The 16,947-nt window shown below is 61.5% G+C and carries 15 protein-coding genes; 11 read left to right on the top strand and 4 right to left on the bottom strand.

Going from position 1 to position 16,947, the window contains the following annotated elements; genetic code table 11:
• The first annotated feature begins 132 nt into the window (after positions 1-132).
• Entirely contained in the window at positions 133-1,059 is a 927-nt protein-coding gene (gene rlmF / locus ACNQ62_RS08025; RefSeq protein WP_418094587.1) for a 23S rRNA (adenine(1618)-N(6))-methyltransferase RlmF, read from the top strand.
• Positions 1,060-1,092: 33 nt separating this feature from the next.
• Here the strand turns inward: rlmF and ACNQ62_RS08020 are convergent, their stop codons facing one another.
• The 3 genes from ACNQ62_RS08020 to ACNQ62_RS08010 all read right to left on the bottom strand — a co-directional run bounded on the left by ACNQ62_RS08020 (position 1,093) and on the right by ACNQ62_RS08010 (position 3,899).
• Positions 1,093-1,872, bottom strand: coding sequence for an ion channel (locus tag ACNQ62_RS08020; RefSeq protein WP_418094586.1), 780 nt, complete (start codon positions 1,870-1,872; stop codon positions 1,093-1,095).
• A 169-nt stretch (positions 1,873-2,041) separates the two neighbouring features.
• Entirely contained in the window at positions 2,042-3,100 is a 1,059-nt protein-coding gene (locus ACNQ62_RS08015; protein ID WP_418094585.1) for an ABC transporter ATP-binding protein, read from the bottom strand.
• Between the two features lie 13 nt (positions 3,101-3,113).
• Entirely contained in the window at positions 3,114-3,899 is a 786-nt protein-coding gene (locus ACNQ62_RS08010; RefSeq protein ID WP_005852114.1) for an IclR family transcriptional regulator, read from the bottom strand.
• A 177-nt stretch (positions 3,900-4,076) separates the two neighbouring features.
• Between ACNQ62_RS08010 and ACNQ62_RS08005 the strand changes: the two genes are divergently transcribed.
• From ACNQ62_RS08005 to ACNQ62_RS07960, 10 genes are all read left to right on the top strand, one after another.
• Positions 4,077-5,336 (top strand): ABC transporter substrate-binding protein, encoded by a 1,260-nt coding sequence (locus ACNQ62_RS08005; protein ID WP_180828926.1) that lies wholly within the window; start codon positions 4,077-4,079, stop codon positions 5,334-5,336.
• A 113-nt stretch (positions 5,337-5,449) separates the two neighbouring features.
• Positions 5,450-6,382 (top strand): carbohydrate ABC transporter permease, encoded by a 933-nt coding sequence (locus ACNQ62_RS08000; RefSeq protein WP_418094584.1) that lies wholly within the window; start codon positions 5,450-5,452, stop codon positions 6,380-6,382.
• Positions 6,382-7,230 (top strand): carbohydrate ABC transporter permease, encoded by an 849-nt coding sequence (locus tag ACNQ62_RS07995; protein WP_005852118.1) that lies wholly within the window; start codon positions 6,382-6,384, stop codon positions 7,228-7,230. Before ACNQ62_RS08000 ends, ACNQ62_RS07995 begins: the two co-directional genes overlap by 1 nt.
• 6 nt (positions 7,231-7,236) lie before the next feature.
• Positions 7,237-9,318 (top strand): alpha-galactosidase, encoded by a 2,082-nt coding sequence (locus tag ACNQ62_RS07990; protein ID WP_418094583.1) that lies wholly within the window; start codon positions 7,237-7,239, stop codon positions 9,316-9,318.
• Positions 9,315-11,024, top strand: coding sequence for an IlvD/Edd family dehydratase (locus ACNQ62_RS07985; RefSeq protein WP_418094582.1), 1,710 nt, complete (start codon positions 9,315-9,317; stop codon positions 11,022-11,024). The genes ACNQ62_RS07990 and ACNQ62_RS07985 overlap by 4 nt, the downstream gene beginning before the upstream one ends.
• Positions 11,024-11,794 carry an SDR family NAD(P)-dependent oxidoreductase gene (locus ACNQ62_RS07980; RefSeq protein WP_064217342.1) on the top strand — a complete coding sequence of 257 codons (771 nt, stop codon included), beginning with the start codon at positions 11,024-11,026 and terminating at the stop codon, positions 11,792-11,794. Before ACNQ62_RS07985 ends, ACNQ62_RS07980 begins: the two co-directional genes overlap by 1 nt.
• Positions 11,795-11,805: 11 nt before the next feature.
• Complete coding sequence (locus ACNQ62_RS07975) at positions 11,806-12,720, top strand: 2-dehydro-3-deoxygalactonokinase (protein WP_418094581.1); 915 nt, start codon at positions 11,806-11,808, stop codon at positions 12,718-12,720.
• Positions 12,717-13,325 carry a 2-dehydro-3-deoxy-6-phosphogalactonate aldolase gene (locus ACNQ62_RS07970; RefSeq protein ID WP_418094580.1) on the top strand — a complete coding sequence of 203 codons (609 nt, stop codon included), beginning with the start codon at positions 12,717-12,719 and terminating at the stop codon, positions 13,323-13,325. The genes ACNQ62_RS07975 and ACNQ62_RS07970 overlap by 4 nt, the downstream gene beginning before the upstream one ends.
• Positions 13,322-14,167 carry an SMP-30/gluconolactonase/LRE family protein gene (locus tag ACNQ62_RS07965; protein WP_418094579.1) on the top strand — a complete coding sequence of 282 codons (846 nt, stop codon included), beginning with the start codon at positions 13,322-13,324 and terminating at the stop codon, positions 14,165-14,167. The genes ACNQ62_RS07970 and ACNQ62_RS07965 overlap by 4 nt, the downstream gene beginning before the upstream one ends.
• Before the next feature lie 6 nt (positions 14,168-14,173).
• Positions 14,174-16,075 carry a beta-galactosidase gene (locus tag ACNQ62_RS07960; protein WP_418094578.1) on the top strand — a complete coding sequence of 634 codons (1,902 nt, stop codon included), beginning with the start codon at positions 14,174-14,176 and terminating at the stop codon, positions 16,073-16,075.
• 63 nt (positions 16,076-16,138) lie between these two features.
• Here ACNQ62_RS07960 and ACNQ62_RS07955 read toward each other — a convergent pair whose 3' ends face one another.
• Positions 16,139-16,915 (bottom strand): MetQ/NlpA family ABC transporter substrate-binding protein, encoded by a 777-nt coding sequence (locus tag ACNQ62_RS07955; protein ID WP_064217347.1) that lies wholly within the window; start codon positions 16,913-16,915, stop codon positions 16,139-16,141.
• Positions 16,916-16,947 lie beyond the last annotated feature (32 nt).

Below are 16,947 nucleotides of genomic sequence, written 5' to 3'. Positions count from 1 at the left end.
ACGCTGAAAATAGGGAACTTGGGTCTTTCCCGAGGTCAATGCCCGCGTCTTCGGTTTTACTATGGGGCCTTCAGGGGGTAAGACAGGCTAACGGCCTGGCTGCTTTTCACCACTTTCAACAAAGGCTTTCCCATGGCCACCAAAACCAACCTGCACCCCCGCAACCTCCACAACGAGGGGTATGATTTCGCGCGTCTGATTGCGGCCCTCCCCGAGCTGGAGCCGTTTACCGGCCCCAATCCAGCAGGTCAGACCACCATCGATTTCCGGGACGTGGCGGCTGTGCGTATGCTCAATCGGGCGCTGCTCAAGGCGGACTACGGCATTGATTTCTGGGACATCCCGCCGAACTATCTTTGCCCGCCCATTCCGGGGCGCGTCGATTATATCCACCATCTGGCCGATCTGCTTGCGCGCAGCAACAACAACGAGATTCCGCGCGGGCCGCAGATCAAGGCGTTGGACATCGGCACCGGCGCAAGCCTGGTCTACCCGCTGACGGGGCAAAGCGCCTATGGCTGGCAGTTTACCGGTGTCGATATCGACCCTGTGGCCATCAAGTCTGCGCAACAGATTGCAAAGGCCAACGCGCTGGACGTGGACCTGCGGCTGCAAGAGAACCGCGAGGATATTTTCGACGGGGTGATCCATCCTGACGACCGTTTTCACGTCACCCTGTGCAACCCGCCCTTTCATGCCTCAATGGAAAGGGCGACGAAGGGCACGCAACGGAAATGGGCGAACCTTGGCAAAGGGCGATCAGGCAAGCTCAATTTCGGCGGGCAAAACGCCGAGCTCTGGTGCCCCGGCGGCGAGATCAGGTTCATCGCCAGCATGGTCGACCAAAGCCGCGCGATTGCGGGGCAATGTCTGTGGTTTACGTCGCTTGTGTCGAAAAAGGACAATGTGCAGACGCTTTATAAAATCCTGAAAAAGGCCAAAGTCGCCAACTGCGATGTGGTCGAAATGGCGCAGGGGCAAAAAACCAGCCGGTTCATCGCCTGGACATTCATCAAGAAAGACCAGCGTGCGTCCTTTATGAAGGGATCCGCGCGCTAGATCCGCCATGCACATGTTCGATGCCCCGCGACATTAACCGCCCGTATCGCCCTTCGTCTCGATCTTGAGCGTGGTGCCACAGTGTTTGCAGTGAACGGCGTCTGTCTCGTGACGGTTCAGGCCACATTCGGGGCAGGTGTGCTTGATCTTGGAGGGTTGGAAAATCGTCCGCGCCAATTGCACGAACAGCGCGACCCCGACCACCATGATGAACACCGACAGCAGTTTGCCACCCGTTGTTGTCATCGTGATGTCGCCAAAACCCGTTGTCGTCAGCGTCGCCACTGTAAAGTACAGTGCATCGACATAGCCCGCGACGCCCGCGTCCTCTTCAAAGGTCAGCACAAACACCAGCGATGTGATGACAAAGATGAACACCAGCAGGTTGACCGCCGCAAGGATCGCGTCCTCGTGTTTGCGGAAAAACGCGCTTTCGCGTCGTAGATCGTGCAGCAAGTGATAGGCATGGATCAGCCGCAAACCGCGCAAGACCCGCAGGAACGCAAAGCTTTCGGCCATAAGCGGTGCCAGCACCAACGATATCACCACCACCAGATCAGCAAGGGTGTAGATGCGCGTCAGCTCTTTGCGCAGGTTCGTAGAGATCCAAAGACGCGCGGCAAGATCGAACAGGATGAACAAGCCAAAGAACGCATTGACCGCCGTAATCACCGGCGTTGACGGCAGCGCGGCGGTCGCGATGAAATAGATGATCGTCAGGGAATCAAACATGATCAACCCGTAACGAAACCGCCGCGAGCGCGTGTTCTGCCCATCGTATAAAGATTTAATCGTACTGCGTAGACTGTTCATCGTTTCAACTTGCTACCTGTTTCGGGGACGGTCACGCGAGATGGTGCTGGCCATCAAACTGGAGCAGGTTACCTCGAAATCAATAGCTTGCGCGGATACGGCGCACGGACACCGTTCGGGCTGGCCCTACCGGCCCGTCGAACACCTCAGACGTAAGTCCAGCGCAAGGTTAGCGCAGACGTTGTTCCGTGTTGGCGTCAAACAGCATCGCCCGCTCGGGCGGGATTTTCACGCCAACCTGCGCCCCTTCACGAGACCGGTCGTCGCCGCGTTCCTCGACGATGATCTTGGCACCGGTGTCGGACAGCAGGTGAACATAGGACACGCCGCCAAGGGCCTCGGTCATTTCAACGGTGAAGCCTTTGCCTTGGGGGTCAATTTCGATGTGTTCCGGCCGGATGCCGAGGGTGATGTCCCGGCCGTCTTCGGGTGGGGTCACGGGCAGGGCATAGCTGCCGTCCAACCCGTCCAGCACGACCTTGCCGCCGCTGGTGGTGCCATCCAGAAAATTCATCGCGGGCGAACCGATGAAGCCGGCCACAAAGCGGTTGTCAGGATCGCGGTACAGGTCAAGCGGTGCGCCGACCTGTTCGATCCGGCCCTTGCGCAGCACCACGATCTTATCGGCGAGGGTCATCGCCTCTACCTGATCGTGGGTGACATAGACCATCGTCGCCCCGATTTCCTTATGCAGGCGGGCGATTTCGACGCGCATTTCGACGCGCAGCTCGGCGTCGAGGTTGGACAGCGGTTCGTCGAACAGAAAGACTTCGGGGCCGCGTACGATGGCGCGCCCGATAGATACGCGTTGCCGCTGGCCCCCCGACAGGGCGGCGGGCTTGCGGTCAAGATACTCATCCAGCTTCAGGATCCGCGTCGCCTCGGCCACCTTCTGGGCGATCTCGGCTTTGGGATGGCCGTTCATTTTCAGGCCGAACCCCATGTTGTCGCGCACGGTCATATGCGGATAGAGCGCGTAGGTCTGGAACACCATCGCGACCCCGCGCTCTGCCGGGTCCATGCGGGTCACATCCCGGTCGCCGATGCTCATGCTGCCTTCGGTGGTTTCTTCCAGCCCGGCAATCATGCGCAGCAAGGTTGACTTGCCGCAGCCTGACGGGCCGACAAAAACGCAAAACTCGCCATTTTCGATTTCAAGGTCGATCCCGTGTATCACCTGAACACCGCCATAGCGTTTCACGACATCTTTCATGACGACACCGGCCATATACGACTTCCTTTTATGAGGGGACAGAGGGGGACTGCCAGGACTGCGCCTCGGCCCCGATGCGGGTGGCACAATCTAGCAGGGCAGGGCGGAACGCATTCAGACCGTCCAGCGTATGACGGTGTGTTGCGGTTGCAATGGATACGGCACCCACGACGCGACCCGCGTCGGTCAGAATGGGGGCGGCGATGCTGATGATGCCGGCCTCGTGTTCCTCGCGGTCAAAGGCGATGCCCTCGGCGCGGATCTGTTCCAGCTCGCGCACAAGGGTTTCGGTGCTGGTATGGGTCGCGTCGGTATATTTCAAAAACGCCTGCTGCTGTAGCGCCTGCGCCTGTGCCTCGGGTTCAAGATGCGCGAGAATCGCCTTACCGACTCCTGTGCAATAGGCAGGGGCGACCTGACCGGTGCGCGCCAGCGTGGCAAAACGGCTGCTGGCCTGACGCTTGTCGACGAACACGACCTGACCGTTGTCGATTTGCGCAAGGTGGATCGCCTCGCGCAGGCGTTCGCCGAGTGCGCTGATATAGGGGGCGGCAATGGGTGCAAGCGAGGCTTGCGACCATGCGGAATGGGCAAGGCTGACCAGACGGATGCCCGGCGCATAGGTCTGCTGATCCTTGTCATAGCTTAACATACGTTGACTGGTGAGCGTCTGAAGTAGCCGATACAGCGTCGGTTTTGGAAACTCCGATGTCTCCAGCAATTCGCGCATGCGGACAGGGCGGCCCATTGCTGTCACCTGATCCAGCACGCTCAGCGCCTTTGCAACAGTCCCGTCGCTGTTCACCACATTCATATCGTTCTCCGTCCCTCAGGGCGCTGCATCCTGTGGGGTCTTTTGACTGACCCATCTCCCATGCGGCACACCAAACTGTTGACAAGGCTAGCGAGCTTGATCTTATATATCAATATACAAAACTAAGTTTCAAATAATGAGACAGTTTTGGATTGCGGAAGCATCAGGGAGGATACCATGCATTCCATTCTCAAGAGGTCACTCGCCGCCGTTGTCGCTGCGGGATTTTCAACATCGTTTGCTGTCGCGGACGAAAGTCAGCTTTCAGGGGAGCTCAAGATCACCTCTGACATGTCGAACCCCGCGCCGCGCGCGGTGATGGAGAGTTTGGCAGCCGGTTTCGGAGAGCTGCATCCGGACGTCGATATCGAACTGACGATCGTCGACCGCGAAGCGTGGAAGACGCAGATCCGGAACGCCTTGGGGGCGAACCCGCCCGATGTGGTCAACTGGTATGCCGCGAACCGCATGGGCCCTTATGTCTCTGCCGGGTTGTTCGAAGACATCTCTGATATGTACGCCAACGGCGATCTGCCCGGGCTTGAGTCTGTCAAGGGTGCGCTGACCATCGACGGCAAGCAATATGGCGTGCCCTATACCTACTATCAGTGGGGCATGTACTACCGCGAAGATATCTTCAAGGAACTGGGACTGACCGAGCCTGAAACCTTTGAGCAAGAGCTTGCGAACTGCGAAAAGATCGTTGCCTCGGGCCGTGCGTGCTATGCCATCGGGACCAAGTTCCTGTGGACCGCTGGCGGCTGGTTCGACTATCTGAACATGCGCACCAACGGCTTCGACTTCCATATGGAGCTGGCCCGTGGCGAGGTGCCCTGGACCGATCCGCGCGTCCGCGAAACCTTTGCCAACTGGCGCAAGATCATCGACATGGGTGGCTATGTCGCCGATCACCAATCCTATTCCTGGCAGGAAGCGTTGAACTTCATGATCGAAGGCGATGCGGTTGCCTATCTGATGGGGAACTTCGCCGTTGCCGCGATGCGCGAAGGCGGCCTGGACGACAGCCAGATCGACTTCTACCAGTTCCCGAAGATCGCGGATGTGCCACAGGGCGAGGATGCCCCGACCGACACGTTCCACATCCCGTCAGGCGCCAAGAACAAGGAAAACGCCCGCGCGTTCCTTCAGTATGTGACATCGGCTGATGTGCAGACCAAGATCAACGCAGGCGACGCCTTGGGGCAGCTGCCCATCAACTCTGAATCCTCGGTCGATAAGGACGAGTTCCTCGAGCAGGGTTTCGAGATGCTGAACACCAGCGCCAAGGGCGGTGTGGCCCAGTTCTTTGACCGCGACTTCAGCGCCGAGATGGCCAGCGTCGGCATGGAGGGGTTGCAGGAATTCATGGTGGTTCCCGACAACCTCGACGACATTCTCGAACGTCTCGAAGAAACGCGTCAGCGCATCTACGAATAACGCTAAAGCGTCGCGTCCTCCCGCATCGGGGGGACGCAACCCACCGCCTCAATCCATTCGCAAGCCCGCCGACGGCCGGTTTTCGCATGTGTTGATTTACCGGAGACCACGGCATGGCAGCAACAACACCGCCCCCCGCGCGCAGTTGGTACAAACGCAACGAGATCGCGCTGACGCCGTGGCTTTTCCTGCTGCCGGCGATGCTGTTCTTTGCGGTCTATGTGATCATTCCCATCGGCCAAAGCGTCGCGATCAGTTTCTACCAGTGGGACGGACTGGGGGAGAAGACCTTTGTCGGCACCGCGAACTATGAAAGGTTGCTGGGGGTCGGCGACCAGAAGATGGACCGCAAGTTCGAGATTTCGTTCTGGAACAACCTCAAATGGCTGGTGCTGTACTTGCTGGCGGTGCCCGCGGGGCTGTTCATCGCCTTGTTCCTGAACCAGACCGTGCGCGGCATCCGTATCTACAAGTCTTTGTTCTTCTTTCCTTTTGTCATTTCTCAGGTGGTCGTCGGGCTGGTGTTTTCGTGGTTCTACCTGCCACGCGAAGGGCTGCTGAACGCGATGCTGGCGATTTTCGGGGCAGGGCCGGTGAATATCCTAGGCGATCCGTCTACGGCGACCTACGGGATCATCGCGGCGGGGCTGTGGCCGCAGACGGCCTATTGCATGATCCTCTATCTGACCGGCCTGAATGCGGTGGACCCCGAACAGATCGAGGCCGCGCGACTGGACGGGGCCAAGGGGCGCAAGATGCTGTGGTACATTATCCTGCCGCAGCTCAAGCCCGCGACGTTCATCGCCTTTGTCGTCACCATCATCGGCGCGCTGCGGTCGTTTGACCTGATCAGCGTCATGACCAACGGCGGCCCCTTCGGATCGACCCGCGTGCTGTCGTTCTACATGTTCGAAGAAGCGCTGTCCGAGTTCGGCTTCCGCATGGGCTACGGCTCTGCCATCGCGGTGATCCTGTTCCTCATCATGCTCGGGTTCATCGCCTATTTCCTCTATGCCATGTGGCGCGAAGAGCGGGAGGCTCGCTGATGTTCCCTACACCGATCGCCAAACAATCGCGCAGCCGCCAGCTGACCTATCAGACGTTGCTGCCCGTCGCGCTGATCCTGTGGCTCTTGCCGCTGATCGCGGTGGCGCTGTTCTCTATCAAGCCGGGGTCGGATTTCGCCGCCGGGAACTACTGGGGATGGCCGTCCAGCTTCGAGGGGCTGACGAACTACGGCAAGGTCTTCTTTGAAAGCAATATGCCGCGCTATCTGATGAACTCGGTCTTTATCACGCTGCCCACTGTGCTGGGGGCGATTGCGCTGTCCAGCATGGCGGGGTTCGCCTTGGGGATCTACAAGTTCAAGGGCAACCTGCTGATCTTCTTCATGTTCATCGCGGGCAACTTTGTCCCGTTCCAGATCCTGATGGTGCCCGTGCGCGACCTGACCATATCGCTGGGGATGTATGACAGCATTCAGGGGTTGGTCCTGTTTCACGTGGCGTTCCAGACGGGCTTTTGCACGCTCTTCATGCGCAACTTCATCCGCGCATTGCCCTTCCCCTTGATCGAGGCCGCCCGCGTCGAGGGCGTGGCCGAATGGCGCATCTTCTTCTTTGTCGTGCTGCCATTGATGAAGCCCGCGCTGGCCGCGCTGGCGGTATTGGTCTTTACCTTCATCTGGAACGATTATTTCTGGGCCGTCGTGCTGACCCAAGGGCCAAGCGCGCAACCTGTCACCGCGGGCATCACCGAATTCAACTCGCAGTTCCGCGCAGCCTATCACCTGATGAGCGCGGGATCGATCGTCGCCGCCTTTCCGCCGGTCGCGATGTTCTTTCTGATGCAAAAACACTTCATCGCCGGTCTCACGCTTGGCGCAGTAAAGTAGAGAGTTATGACACAGACCTACCGCCTTGATGACGGGCACCAGACGCTTGTTCTGGCCTCTGCGCACGACCGCTTGCCGCAGGTGGTCTATTGGGGCAGCCCGCTGCCCGACGGCGAAAATCTGGAAGAGATCTGCGCCGCCCATGCCATCGACGTGACCGGCGGCATGTTGGACAAGACCCCTGATCTGTCGCTATGCCCCGAAGCCGGGCGTAGCTTTCCGGGGCAGGCGGGGATCGCGCTTGCGCGCGCCGATGGCACGCCGCTGCGCCCCGTGTTTCACCTGCGCAACGTGGTGCAGGATGCAGGGCTGCGGTTTACCTGCGCGGCACCGGACGAGGGGCTGACGCTGACCTTTGACTTTGCGGTTGATGCGGGAACCGGCGTGATCACCTGCCAGACGACACTGGAGGCCGCGCAGCCCGTGCGCCTGCACTGGCTTGCCGCGCCGGTCATGCCCGCGCCGCAGCTTAGCACAGAGATGATCGACGTCTCGGGCCGGTGGTGCGGTGAATTCCAGTTGAACCGCTCCCCGTGGCGGGCAGGCATCCACACGCGCGACAACCGCACGGGCCGCACGGGCCACGAGCACTTCCCCGGACTGCTGATCCCGACCACGGGGACCACAAACACCCAAGGGACGTGCTACGGGTTCCACTATGGCTGGTCGGGCGGTCATACGATGATCGCCGAAGAGCTTCCGGACGGGCGGCGGCAGGTGCAATGGGGCCATGCGGCTGGCACCCAGGACGCCCCCGCGACGCGGTTCCAGACGGCACCGCTTTACCTGACCTATTCTGACACGGGCCTGAACGGCTGTGCCGTCAGCTTTCAGCGCCATCTACGCGACCGCATCGTGACATGGCCCAAGCCCGACACCCCGCGCCCCGTCCATTACAACTGTTGGGAAGCGGTTTATTTCGACCACGACTGGTCTGTCCTGACCGATATCGCCGACCGTGCTGCCGCTTTGGGGGCAGAGCGTTTCGTGCTGGATGACGGCTGGTTCGGACAGCGAGACGATGACACCAGCAGTTTGGGCGACTGGATCATCGATCCGCGCAAATACCCTAAGGGGCTGACCCCGCTGATCGACCATGTTCAGGGCTTGGGGATGCATTTTGGCCTCTGGTTCGAGCCCGAGATGGTCTCGCGCGATAGCGACCTCTACCGCGCCCACCCCGATTGGATTCTCGGCCCGCAGGACCAGATAGAGGGGCGTCAGCAGTTGGTGCTGAACATGGCGCTGCCGCAGGTCCAAGACCTGCTTTACGACCGTATCGCCACGGTGCTGCGCGACAATGCCATCGACTATATCAAATGGGACCATAATCGCGTGTTGCCCGCACCCGACGCGGCGCAGACACGGGGCGTCTATGCGCTGCTGGACCGGTTACGCGCCGATTTCCCGCTGGTCGAGATTGAAAGCTGCGCGTCAGGCGGGGGACGGATCGATTTCGGGATCATGGCGCGGACCCAGCGGGTCTGGCTGTCGGATAGCAACGACGCGCTGGAACGGCTGCGCATCCAGCATGACGCTGCCTTGTTCCTGCCCGCTGCTGTGACGGGCAGCCATGTCGGCCCACGCCACTGCCACACCTCTGGGCGCACGCTGGACATCAGCTTTCGCGCCTGGGTCGCCGCGCAGCGCCACATGGGGTTCGAGATGGACCCGCGCGAGCTGGACGCCCGCGAAACCGATGTGCTGAAACAGGTCACTCAGTGGTGGAAGGACAATCGCGGATGGATGCGCACCGCGGATATCCTGCGGCTCGACAGCGCTGATCCGGCGGTGATCGCAGAGCAGCAACAGGCCACCGATGGGATGCGTTTCGTGGTGTTCGCGGGCAAGGCCGCGACCTCGGCCCAGATCTCACCGCGCCCGCTGCGGCTGACCGCACTTGACCCGCAGGCGCGCTACCGGATCACGCTGGCAAACCGCGACGATGCGGTCGCGCTGTCACGGGGCGATGCCGCGCTCAAGACCCGCGATCTGGTGCTGTCGGGCCAGTACCTCATGAACCATGGCGTGACCCTGCCATGGTCGTTCCCTGAACGCATGTGGGTCATTGAAGGAACACGGCTATGACAAAAGAGAAACGCAACCGCGCTTGGTACGGCAAGAATGATCGGGACGGGTTCATTCACCGCAGCTGGATGAAAAATCAGGGCTTTCCCGACCACGCGTTTGATGGCCGCCCCATTATCGGTATCTGCAATACATGGTCCGAACTGACCCCGTGCAATTCCGGTCTGCGCGATCTGGCCGAAGGGGTGAAGCGCGGCGTGTGGGAGGCAGGGGGCTTTCCGGTCGAATTTCCGGTGATGAGCCTTGGCGAGACCCAGATGAAGCCGACCGCCATGCTGTTTCGCAACCTGCTGGCGATGGACGTCGAAGAAAGCATCCGCGCGTACGGTATCGACGGTGTGGTTCTGCTGGGCGGCTGTGACAAGACCACGCCGGGTCAACTGATGGGCGCGGCAAGCGTCGATCTGCCGACGATCGTTGTCAGCTCCGGCCCGATGCTGAACGGCAAGTGGAAGGGCAAGGACATCGGCTCTGGCACGGATGTGTGGAAGTTCTCGGAAGATGTGCGCGCGGGCGAGATGACCTTGCAGGATTTCATGGCCGCTGAATCCGGCATGAGCCGGTCCAAGGGCGTGTGTATGACGATGGGCACGGCCTCTACGATGGCAAGCGTGGTAGAGGCGATGGGGATGTCACTGCCCACCAACGCCGCGCTGCCTGCCGTTGATGCGCGCCGCATGGCGCTGGCGCATCTGACCGGCAAGCGCATCGTCGAGATGGTCGAGGAAGATATCAAGCTGTCGCAGGTCGTTACCCGTGCCTCTATCGAGAACGCCATTCTGGCCAATGCCGCTGTCGGCGGGTCGACCAATGCCGTGATCCATCTGCTGGCCATCGCGGGCCGCGTCGGCATCGACCTGACGCTCGATGATTTCGAGCTTGGGTCGGACATCCCGCTGCTGGTCAATTGCATGCCCTCGGGTAAATATCTGATGGAAGATTTCTGCTATGCGGGCGGGATGCCCGTGGTGCTATCCCATCTGCGCGACAAGCTGCGGCCCGCGCAGACCGTCATGGGCGGGGATATCCTTGCCTACGCCGAAGGGGCCGAATGCTACAACGAGGATGTGATCCGCCCGCTGGATAATCCGCTGCGCCCTGCGGCCGGGTTAAAGGTGCTGCGCGGCAATATCGCGCCCAATGGGGCGATCGTGAAACCCTCGGCGGCGACGGACGCCTTGCTGGAACACGAGGGCGAGGCATATGTCTTCGAGAATATCGAGGATATGAAAGCCAATATCGACCGCGAGGATCTGCCGGTGACCGCGGATACGGTTCTTGTGCTCAAGGGCTGCGGCCCCAAGGGGTACCCCGGTATGCCCGAAGTCGGCAACATGCCGATCCCCGCGCGTCTGGTCAAAGAAGGCGTGCGCGACATGGTCCGCGTGTCCGACGCGCGTATGTCCGGCACCGCCTATGGCACCGTGATCCTGCACGTCAGCCCTGAATCCAACGCAGGCGGCAATCTGGGGCTGGTACAGACCGGCGACCGTATCCGGCTGTCGGTGGGGCAGGGCACATTGGACGTGCTTGTCTCTGACGAGGTGCTGGCACAGCGCCGCGCTGCCTGGGTACCCGAACCGCCCCGATACGACCGCGGCTATGCCAAGCTCTATACCGAGACGGTATTGCAGGCAGACAAAGGCGCGGACCTTGATTTTCTGGTGGGTAAAGACACCCGCCCCGTCACACGGGAGAGCCACTGATGACCCTGAACGCTACATTTCCAGACCTGCGCGACCGGTCGGTGTTCATCACCGGCGGCGGCGCGGGGATCGGTGCCTTTCTGACCGACGGCTTTCTGGCGCAGGGGGCCAAGGTCAGTTTTGTCCAGCGCAGCGACGCCACCGCGTTTTGCAACGAGATGGAAGAAAAACATGGCCAGCGCCCCTTTGCGCAGACCTGCGATATCTCGGATATTGCTGCACTTCGGTCCAGTCTGGCCGCAGCCGCCGATGAACATGGCCCTGTCACGGTTCTGGTGAACAACGCCGCCAATGATGCCCGTCACACCGCCGAAGAGGTCACCGAAGACTTCTGGGACCAGTCGCAGGCGATCAACCTCAAGTCCTATTTCTTCGCCTGTCAGGCCGTGGTCGCAGGGATGCGCGCCGCGGGCGGCGGGGCCGTGGTGAACATGAGCTCGATCTCGTATATGATGGGGAATGCGGGCTATCCTGCCTATACGACCGCCAACGCCGGCATCAACGGTATGACCCGTTCGCTGGCGCGGGAATTCGGGCCGGACAAGATCCGCTTTAACGCGCTGGCACCGGGGTGGGTGTTGACGGAAAAGCAGATCGAACAATGGGTCACGCCCGAAGCACTGGCGGCGCATATTGACCGGCAATGCCTTAAGGATACGTTGAAGCCGCAAGACATCGTGGATGCGGTGTTGTTTTTATCCTCTGCCTCCAGCCGCATGATGACGGGGCAGTTGATGGCCGTCGATGGCGGCGTCGTGGTCACCGGATAGGAAGGGATACCGTGCAACACTACGCTGAATGGATCGCTGTCGATTGGGGCACGTCAAACCTGCGGGTCTGGATGATGGGGGCCGATGGGCGGCCCTTTGCCGCTAACAGGTCTGACAAGGGGATGGCGGGGCTGACGCAGGACGGGTTCGAACCTGCCTTGCTTTCATTGATAGCCCCCCACCTAAATCCGGACCATGTGACCCCAGTGATCTGCGCGGGTATGGTGGGCGCCCGCGAAGGCTGGCGCGAGGCCGCCTATGTCGCCACGCCCTGCGCGCCTCCGGATGCGCGGGCGGCAGTTGCGGTACAAGCCCATGACCCGCGGATCGCAGTGCACATCCTGCCCGGCGTGAAACAGATGGCTGCCCCTGACGTGATGCGCGGCGAGGAAACCCAGATCGCAGGGGTGCTGCACAGTCAGCCGGAGTTTGACGGCATCCTCTGTCTGCCCGGCACCCACACCAAATGGGTCCATATCAGCGCGGGCGAGATCGTGAGCTTCCAGACCTGCATGACCGGCGAGATCTTCGCGCTGCTGGCCAGCCAGTCGGTCCTGCGCCATTCGGTCACCACGGCAGAGTGGGACGAGGACAGCTTTATCGACGGCGTCACGCAGGCGATGGACAGCCCGCAAAGCTTTGCCTCCAGACTATTTGGCCTGCGTGCAGGGGGGCTGTTGCAGGGCACGCCTGCAGGGGCGGCGCGGGCGCGGCTTTCAGGGCTGCTTGTGGGGCTAGAACTGGCCGGCACGCGCCCCTATTGGCTGGGCCGCCATGTCGCCATTCTGGGCGCAGACAGCGTCGCCGCGCATTACCGGTGCGCATTGGCCGCACAGGGCGTGCAGGCCGAAACACTGGATAACGCGGGTCTGACGCTGGCGGGCCTGACCTCTGCCTATCGTTCATTGAAAGGGGCCCTTGTATGAGCCGCAATATCATCGCCATTCTGCGTGGCATCCAGCCGCATGAGGCCGCCGACATCTGCGCCGCCTTGATCGACGCAGGCATCACCCGCATCGAGGTGCCGCTGAATTCGCCAGAACCGCTGAAATCCATCGAAACGCTGGCCCAAACCTATGGGGCCGACGCGTTGATCGGCGCGGGCACGGTGTTGGACGTTGAAAACGTCGCGGCGGTGGCGGCTGTGGGGGGGCGGATGATTGTCTCTCCGAATGCGGACCCTTCTGTTATCACGGCAAGCAAGGCGGCGGGCATGATGTCCTATCCCGGTGTGATGACGCCCACGGAATGTTTTGCCGCGCTTAAGGCCGGGGCCGATGGGCTCAAGCTGTTTCCGTCGTTCCTGCTGGGGGTCGAAGGGCTCAAGGCGATCAGGGCGGTGCTTCCGGCGCAGACCGAAACCTATGCGGTTGGCGACGTCGGCCCGGCGAATTTCGCGGAATGGCTGGCGGCTGGGGTGACGGGTTTTGGCCTTGGGTCCAGCCTGTATAAACCGGGGCAAAGCGCGGCTGATGTGGCACAAAGCGCGCGCGCGGCGGTAAGCGCATATGACAAGGCGACCCTCTCTTGAGCGCCACACTCTTTGATGCACGGACGTGCGAGTTGGGCGAAGGGCCGCTGTGGCACCCCGAACGGGGCCAGCTGTTCTGGTTCGACATCCTCGGCAAAACCCTGATGTCGCGGCAGGGCGACAAAACGCTGTCGTGGCAGTTTGAGGAATGCGTCTCTGCCGCGGGGTGGATCGATAGGGATACCCTGCTTGTCGCGTCCGAAACCGCGCTGTGGCGGTTCGACCTAAACGGAGGGGAGCGTTCCCTCGTCGTGCCACTCGAGGCGGATCAGCCGCTGACGCGGTCAAACGACGGGCGCGCCGACCCGTGGGGCGGTTTCTGGATCGGGACAATGGGCTTCAACGCAGAGCGGGGGGCTGGGGCGATCTACCGCTACTACAAGGGCGCGCTGCGACAGCTTTTCGCGGAGATTACCATTTCGAACGCGATCTGCTTTTCGCCCGACCGACGTTATGCCTATTACACCGACACGCCCACGCGCCAGATCATGCGCGTGCCCCTTGATGCGACAGACGGCTGGCCCTCGGCCCCGCCAGAGGTGTTCGTCGATCTCAAGAAAGACAAGCGTAACCCCGACGGCGCGGTTGTCGACAGCGACGGCTGCTTGTGGAACGCGCAATGGGGGGCCGCGCAGGTCGCCCGTTACAGCCCCGATGGCTCCCTGTTGCAGACCGTTGATATACCCGCAGCGCAGGCCACCTGTCCGGCCTTTGGCGGTGCGGATCTGCGGACGCTCTTTGTCACCTCTGCCGCGCAGGGCCGCGACGAGGCGGAGGATGGCCAGACCTTCCAGCTTGCATCGGACGTGCGAGGCCAGCGGGAACACCGGATAATTTTGTGAGGCGTGATGAAACGAACCCTAGGGACTTGCTATTACCCTGAACAATGGCCCGAAGAGATGTGGGAAACCGACGCCCGCCGCATGGTAGAGGCGGGCCTGACATGGGTGCGCATCGGCGAGTTTTCATGGAGCAAACTAGAACCGCAACCCGGCCAGTATGACTGGGCGTGGCTGGACCGCGCGATCGAGGTTTTGGGGGCTGCCGGTCTGCGGGTTGTACTGGGCACCCCCACCGCCACCCCGCCCCGCTGGATGCTGAAACGCCACCCCGACATGCTTGCTGTGGATATTGAAGGGCGTCCGCGCAAGTTCGGGTCGCGCAGGCACTACTGTTTCAGCCACGAGGGGTATCAGCAGGAATGCGTCACGATTGCCACGTTGATGGCCAAACGCTATGGCGCGAACCCCCATGTGGCCGCGTGGCAGATCGACAATGAATACGGCTGCCACGACACGGTGATCTCGTATAGTGACGCGGCAGCCCATGCTTTTCGGGGCTGGCTGGCAAAACGCTACGGTACCCCCGCCGCGCTGAATGCCGCGTGGGGGAACACGTTCTGGTCAATGGACTACGACAGTTTTGACGACATCGACCCGCCCAACCTGACCGTGACCGAAGCCAACCCTGCGCATCGTCTGGCGTTCCGGCGGTTCAGCTCGGATCAGGTAGTGGCATTCAACCGGCTTCAGCTTGATGTGATCCGCCAGCACAGCGCCGCCCCCGTGAGCCATAACTACATGGGCCGGATCACCGACTTTGACCATTTCGCGGTGGGTGAAAATCTTGATATCGCCACTTGGGACAGCTACCCGCTGGGCTTTCTCGAGGATCGGGTGGGCGCGGATGCAGCGCAGCAGCACCGCTATGCGCGGCAGGGCGACCCCGACTTTCAGGCGTTCCACCACGATCTTTACCGCGCCGTGGGCAAGGGGCGCTGGTGGGTGATGGAACAGCAGCCGGGGCCGGTGAACTGGGCCCCGCACAACCCTGTGCCACTGGCCGGTATGGTGCGTCTGTGGACATGGGAGGCCTTCGCCCACGGGGCCGAAGCGGTGTGCTATTTCCGCTGGCGACAGGCCCCTTTCGCCCAAGAGCAACTGCACGCCGGCTTGCTGCGCCCCGACAGTGCCGACGCCTTCGCGATGGCGGAGGTCCGGCAGGTCGGCGCAGAGATGGCCAAGGCTCCGGATGTGCAGCCCGCGCAGGCACCGGTCGCGCTGCTGTTCGACTATGACGCGGATTTCGCATGGGCAACCCAGCCCCATGGCGCGGATCTAAGCTATTTCGGGTTGGTCTTTCACACCTACAAGGCGCTGCGGCGTCAGGGGCTGTCGGTTGATATCCTGCCCGCCACCTGCCGCGATTTTGACGGCTACGGGCTGGTGATGGCACCGGGGGTGATGCACATGCCGGACGGTCTGAAGCAGGCGCTGGCGCGCAGCGCGGCGATGGTCGTCTATGGCCCCCGCAGCGGCGCGCGCACGTCCGAGATGGCGATCCCCGTGCCGCTGCCCCCCGCAATCGACGGGTTGGACGTGACAGTCTCGCAGGTCGAAAGCCTGCGGCATGACATCTTCGTGCCGCTGGAGGGCGGTGGGAAAGTGATCCGCTACCGTGATGTGCTGGACGGCACGGCAGAGGTGATCTTGCAGACCGCTGACGCAGAGCCGGTTGCCATGCGCGACGGGCAGCAGATCTATCTGGGGGGCTGGCTGGATGAGGGCACGCTCGACCAATTCGTCAGCGGTCTGTGCGGCGAGGCAGGGATCGACGTGCTGCCGATGCCCGAAGGGGTACGTACCCGCACGACGGGGGGCGAACGGTTCTGGTTCAATTATTCAGATGCAGACATTGCCTGCCACGGTGTCGAACTGCCCGCCGCGGGCGTTCTGCGTGTGCCGGTCTGACCACAGGGGCGCGGCCCAAGAGACCGGATACCGCCTGTCATTGGCGGTATCCGGCGCGTCATTTTACCACGATGTGATGACGGTCCCGTGGTAGCTTTCGTCGATGAAGGCTTTGATCTCGTCCGAGTGATACGCCTCTAGCAGGGTCTTGACCCAAGGCGCGTCTTCCTTGCCCTCTTGTACAACGATCACGTTCACATAGGGGTTGTCGGCGCTTTCCATCGCGATGGAATCTTCCTTGGGGCTAAGACCCGAGGCGATGGCGTAGTTGGTGTTGATCAGCGCCGCATCAAGATCGGCCAGCGAACGGGGCAGCTGCGCCGCGTCGAGTTCCTTGAACGACAGGTCTTTGGGGTTCTCGGTGATGTCCAGAACGGTGGGCACCAGACCTGCAGCGGGGTCGACCTTGATCATGCCAAGCTGTTGCAGCACCAGCAACGCGCGCCCGCCGTTGGTGGGGTCGTTCGGGATGCCAAAGGTCGCGCCTTCTTCAAGCGCGGCGATATCGGTGATCTTGTCCGAATAGATGCCCATCGGCGTGGTGATCGTGTTGCCCACAACCGCCAGCGCAAAGCCGCGGTCTTTCATCTGTGCCTCAAGGTAAGGCACGTGCTGGAAGGAGTTCGCCTCGATGTCGCCATCCGCCAGCGCCTGGTTCGGCACCACATAGTCAGAGAATTCGACAACGTCGATCTCAAGGCCCATCGGTTCGGCCACACGGGCGACCTCTTCCATGATCTCGGCGTGCTCGCCGGGGGAAACGCCGACTTTGATCTGCTCGGCCATCAGCGATGTCGCCATAAGCGCGAGGGTAGAGGTCAGGGTCGCAATGCGTAGCATGTATATGCTCCTTTAACTGGGAAACGAAATTG

The organism is Sulfitobacter sp. SBS6, assembly GCF_048285585.1.
GTDB classification, from domain to species: domain Bacteria; phylum Pseudomonadota; class Alphaproteobacteria; order Rhodobacterales; family Rhodobacteraceae; genus Sulfitobacter; species Sulfitobacter pontiacus.
Note: the sequence above shows the minus strand (reverse complement) of the source record. Positions and strands in the feature narration are given on the sequence as shown.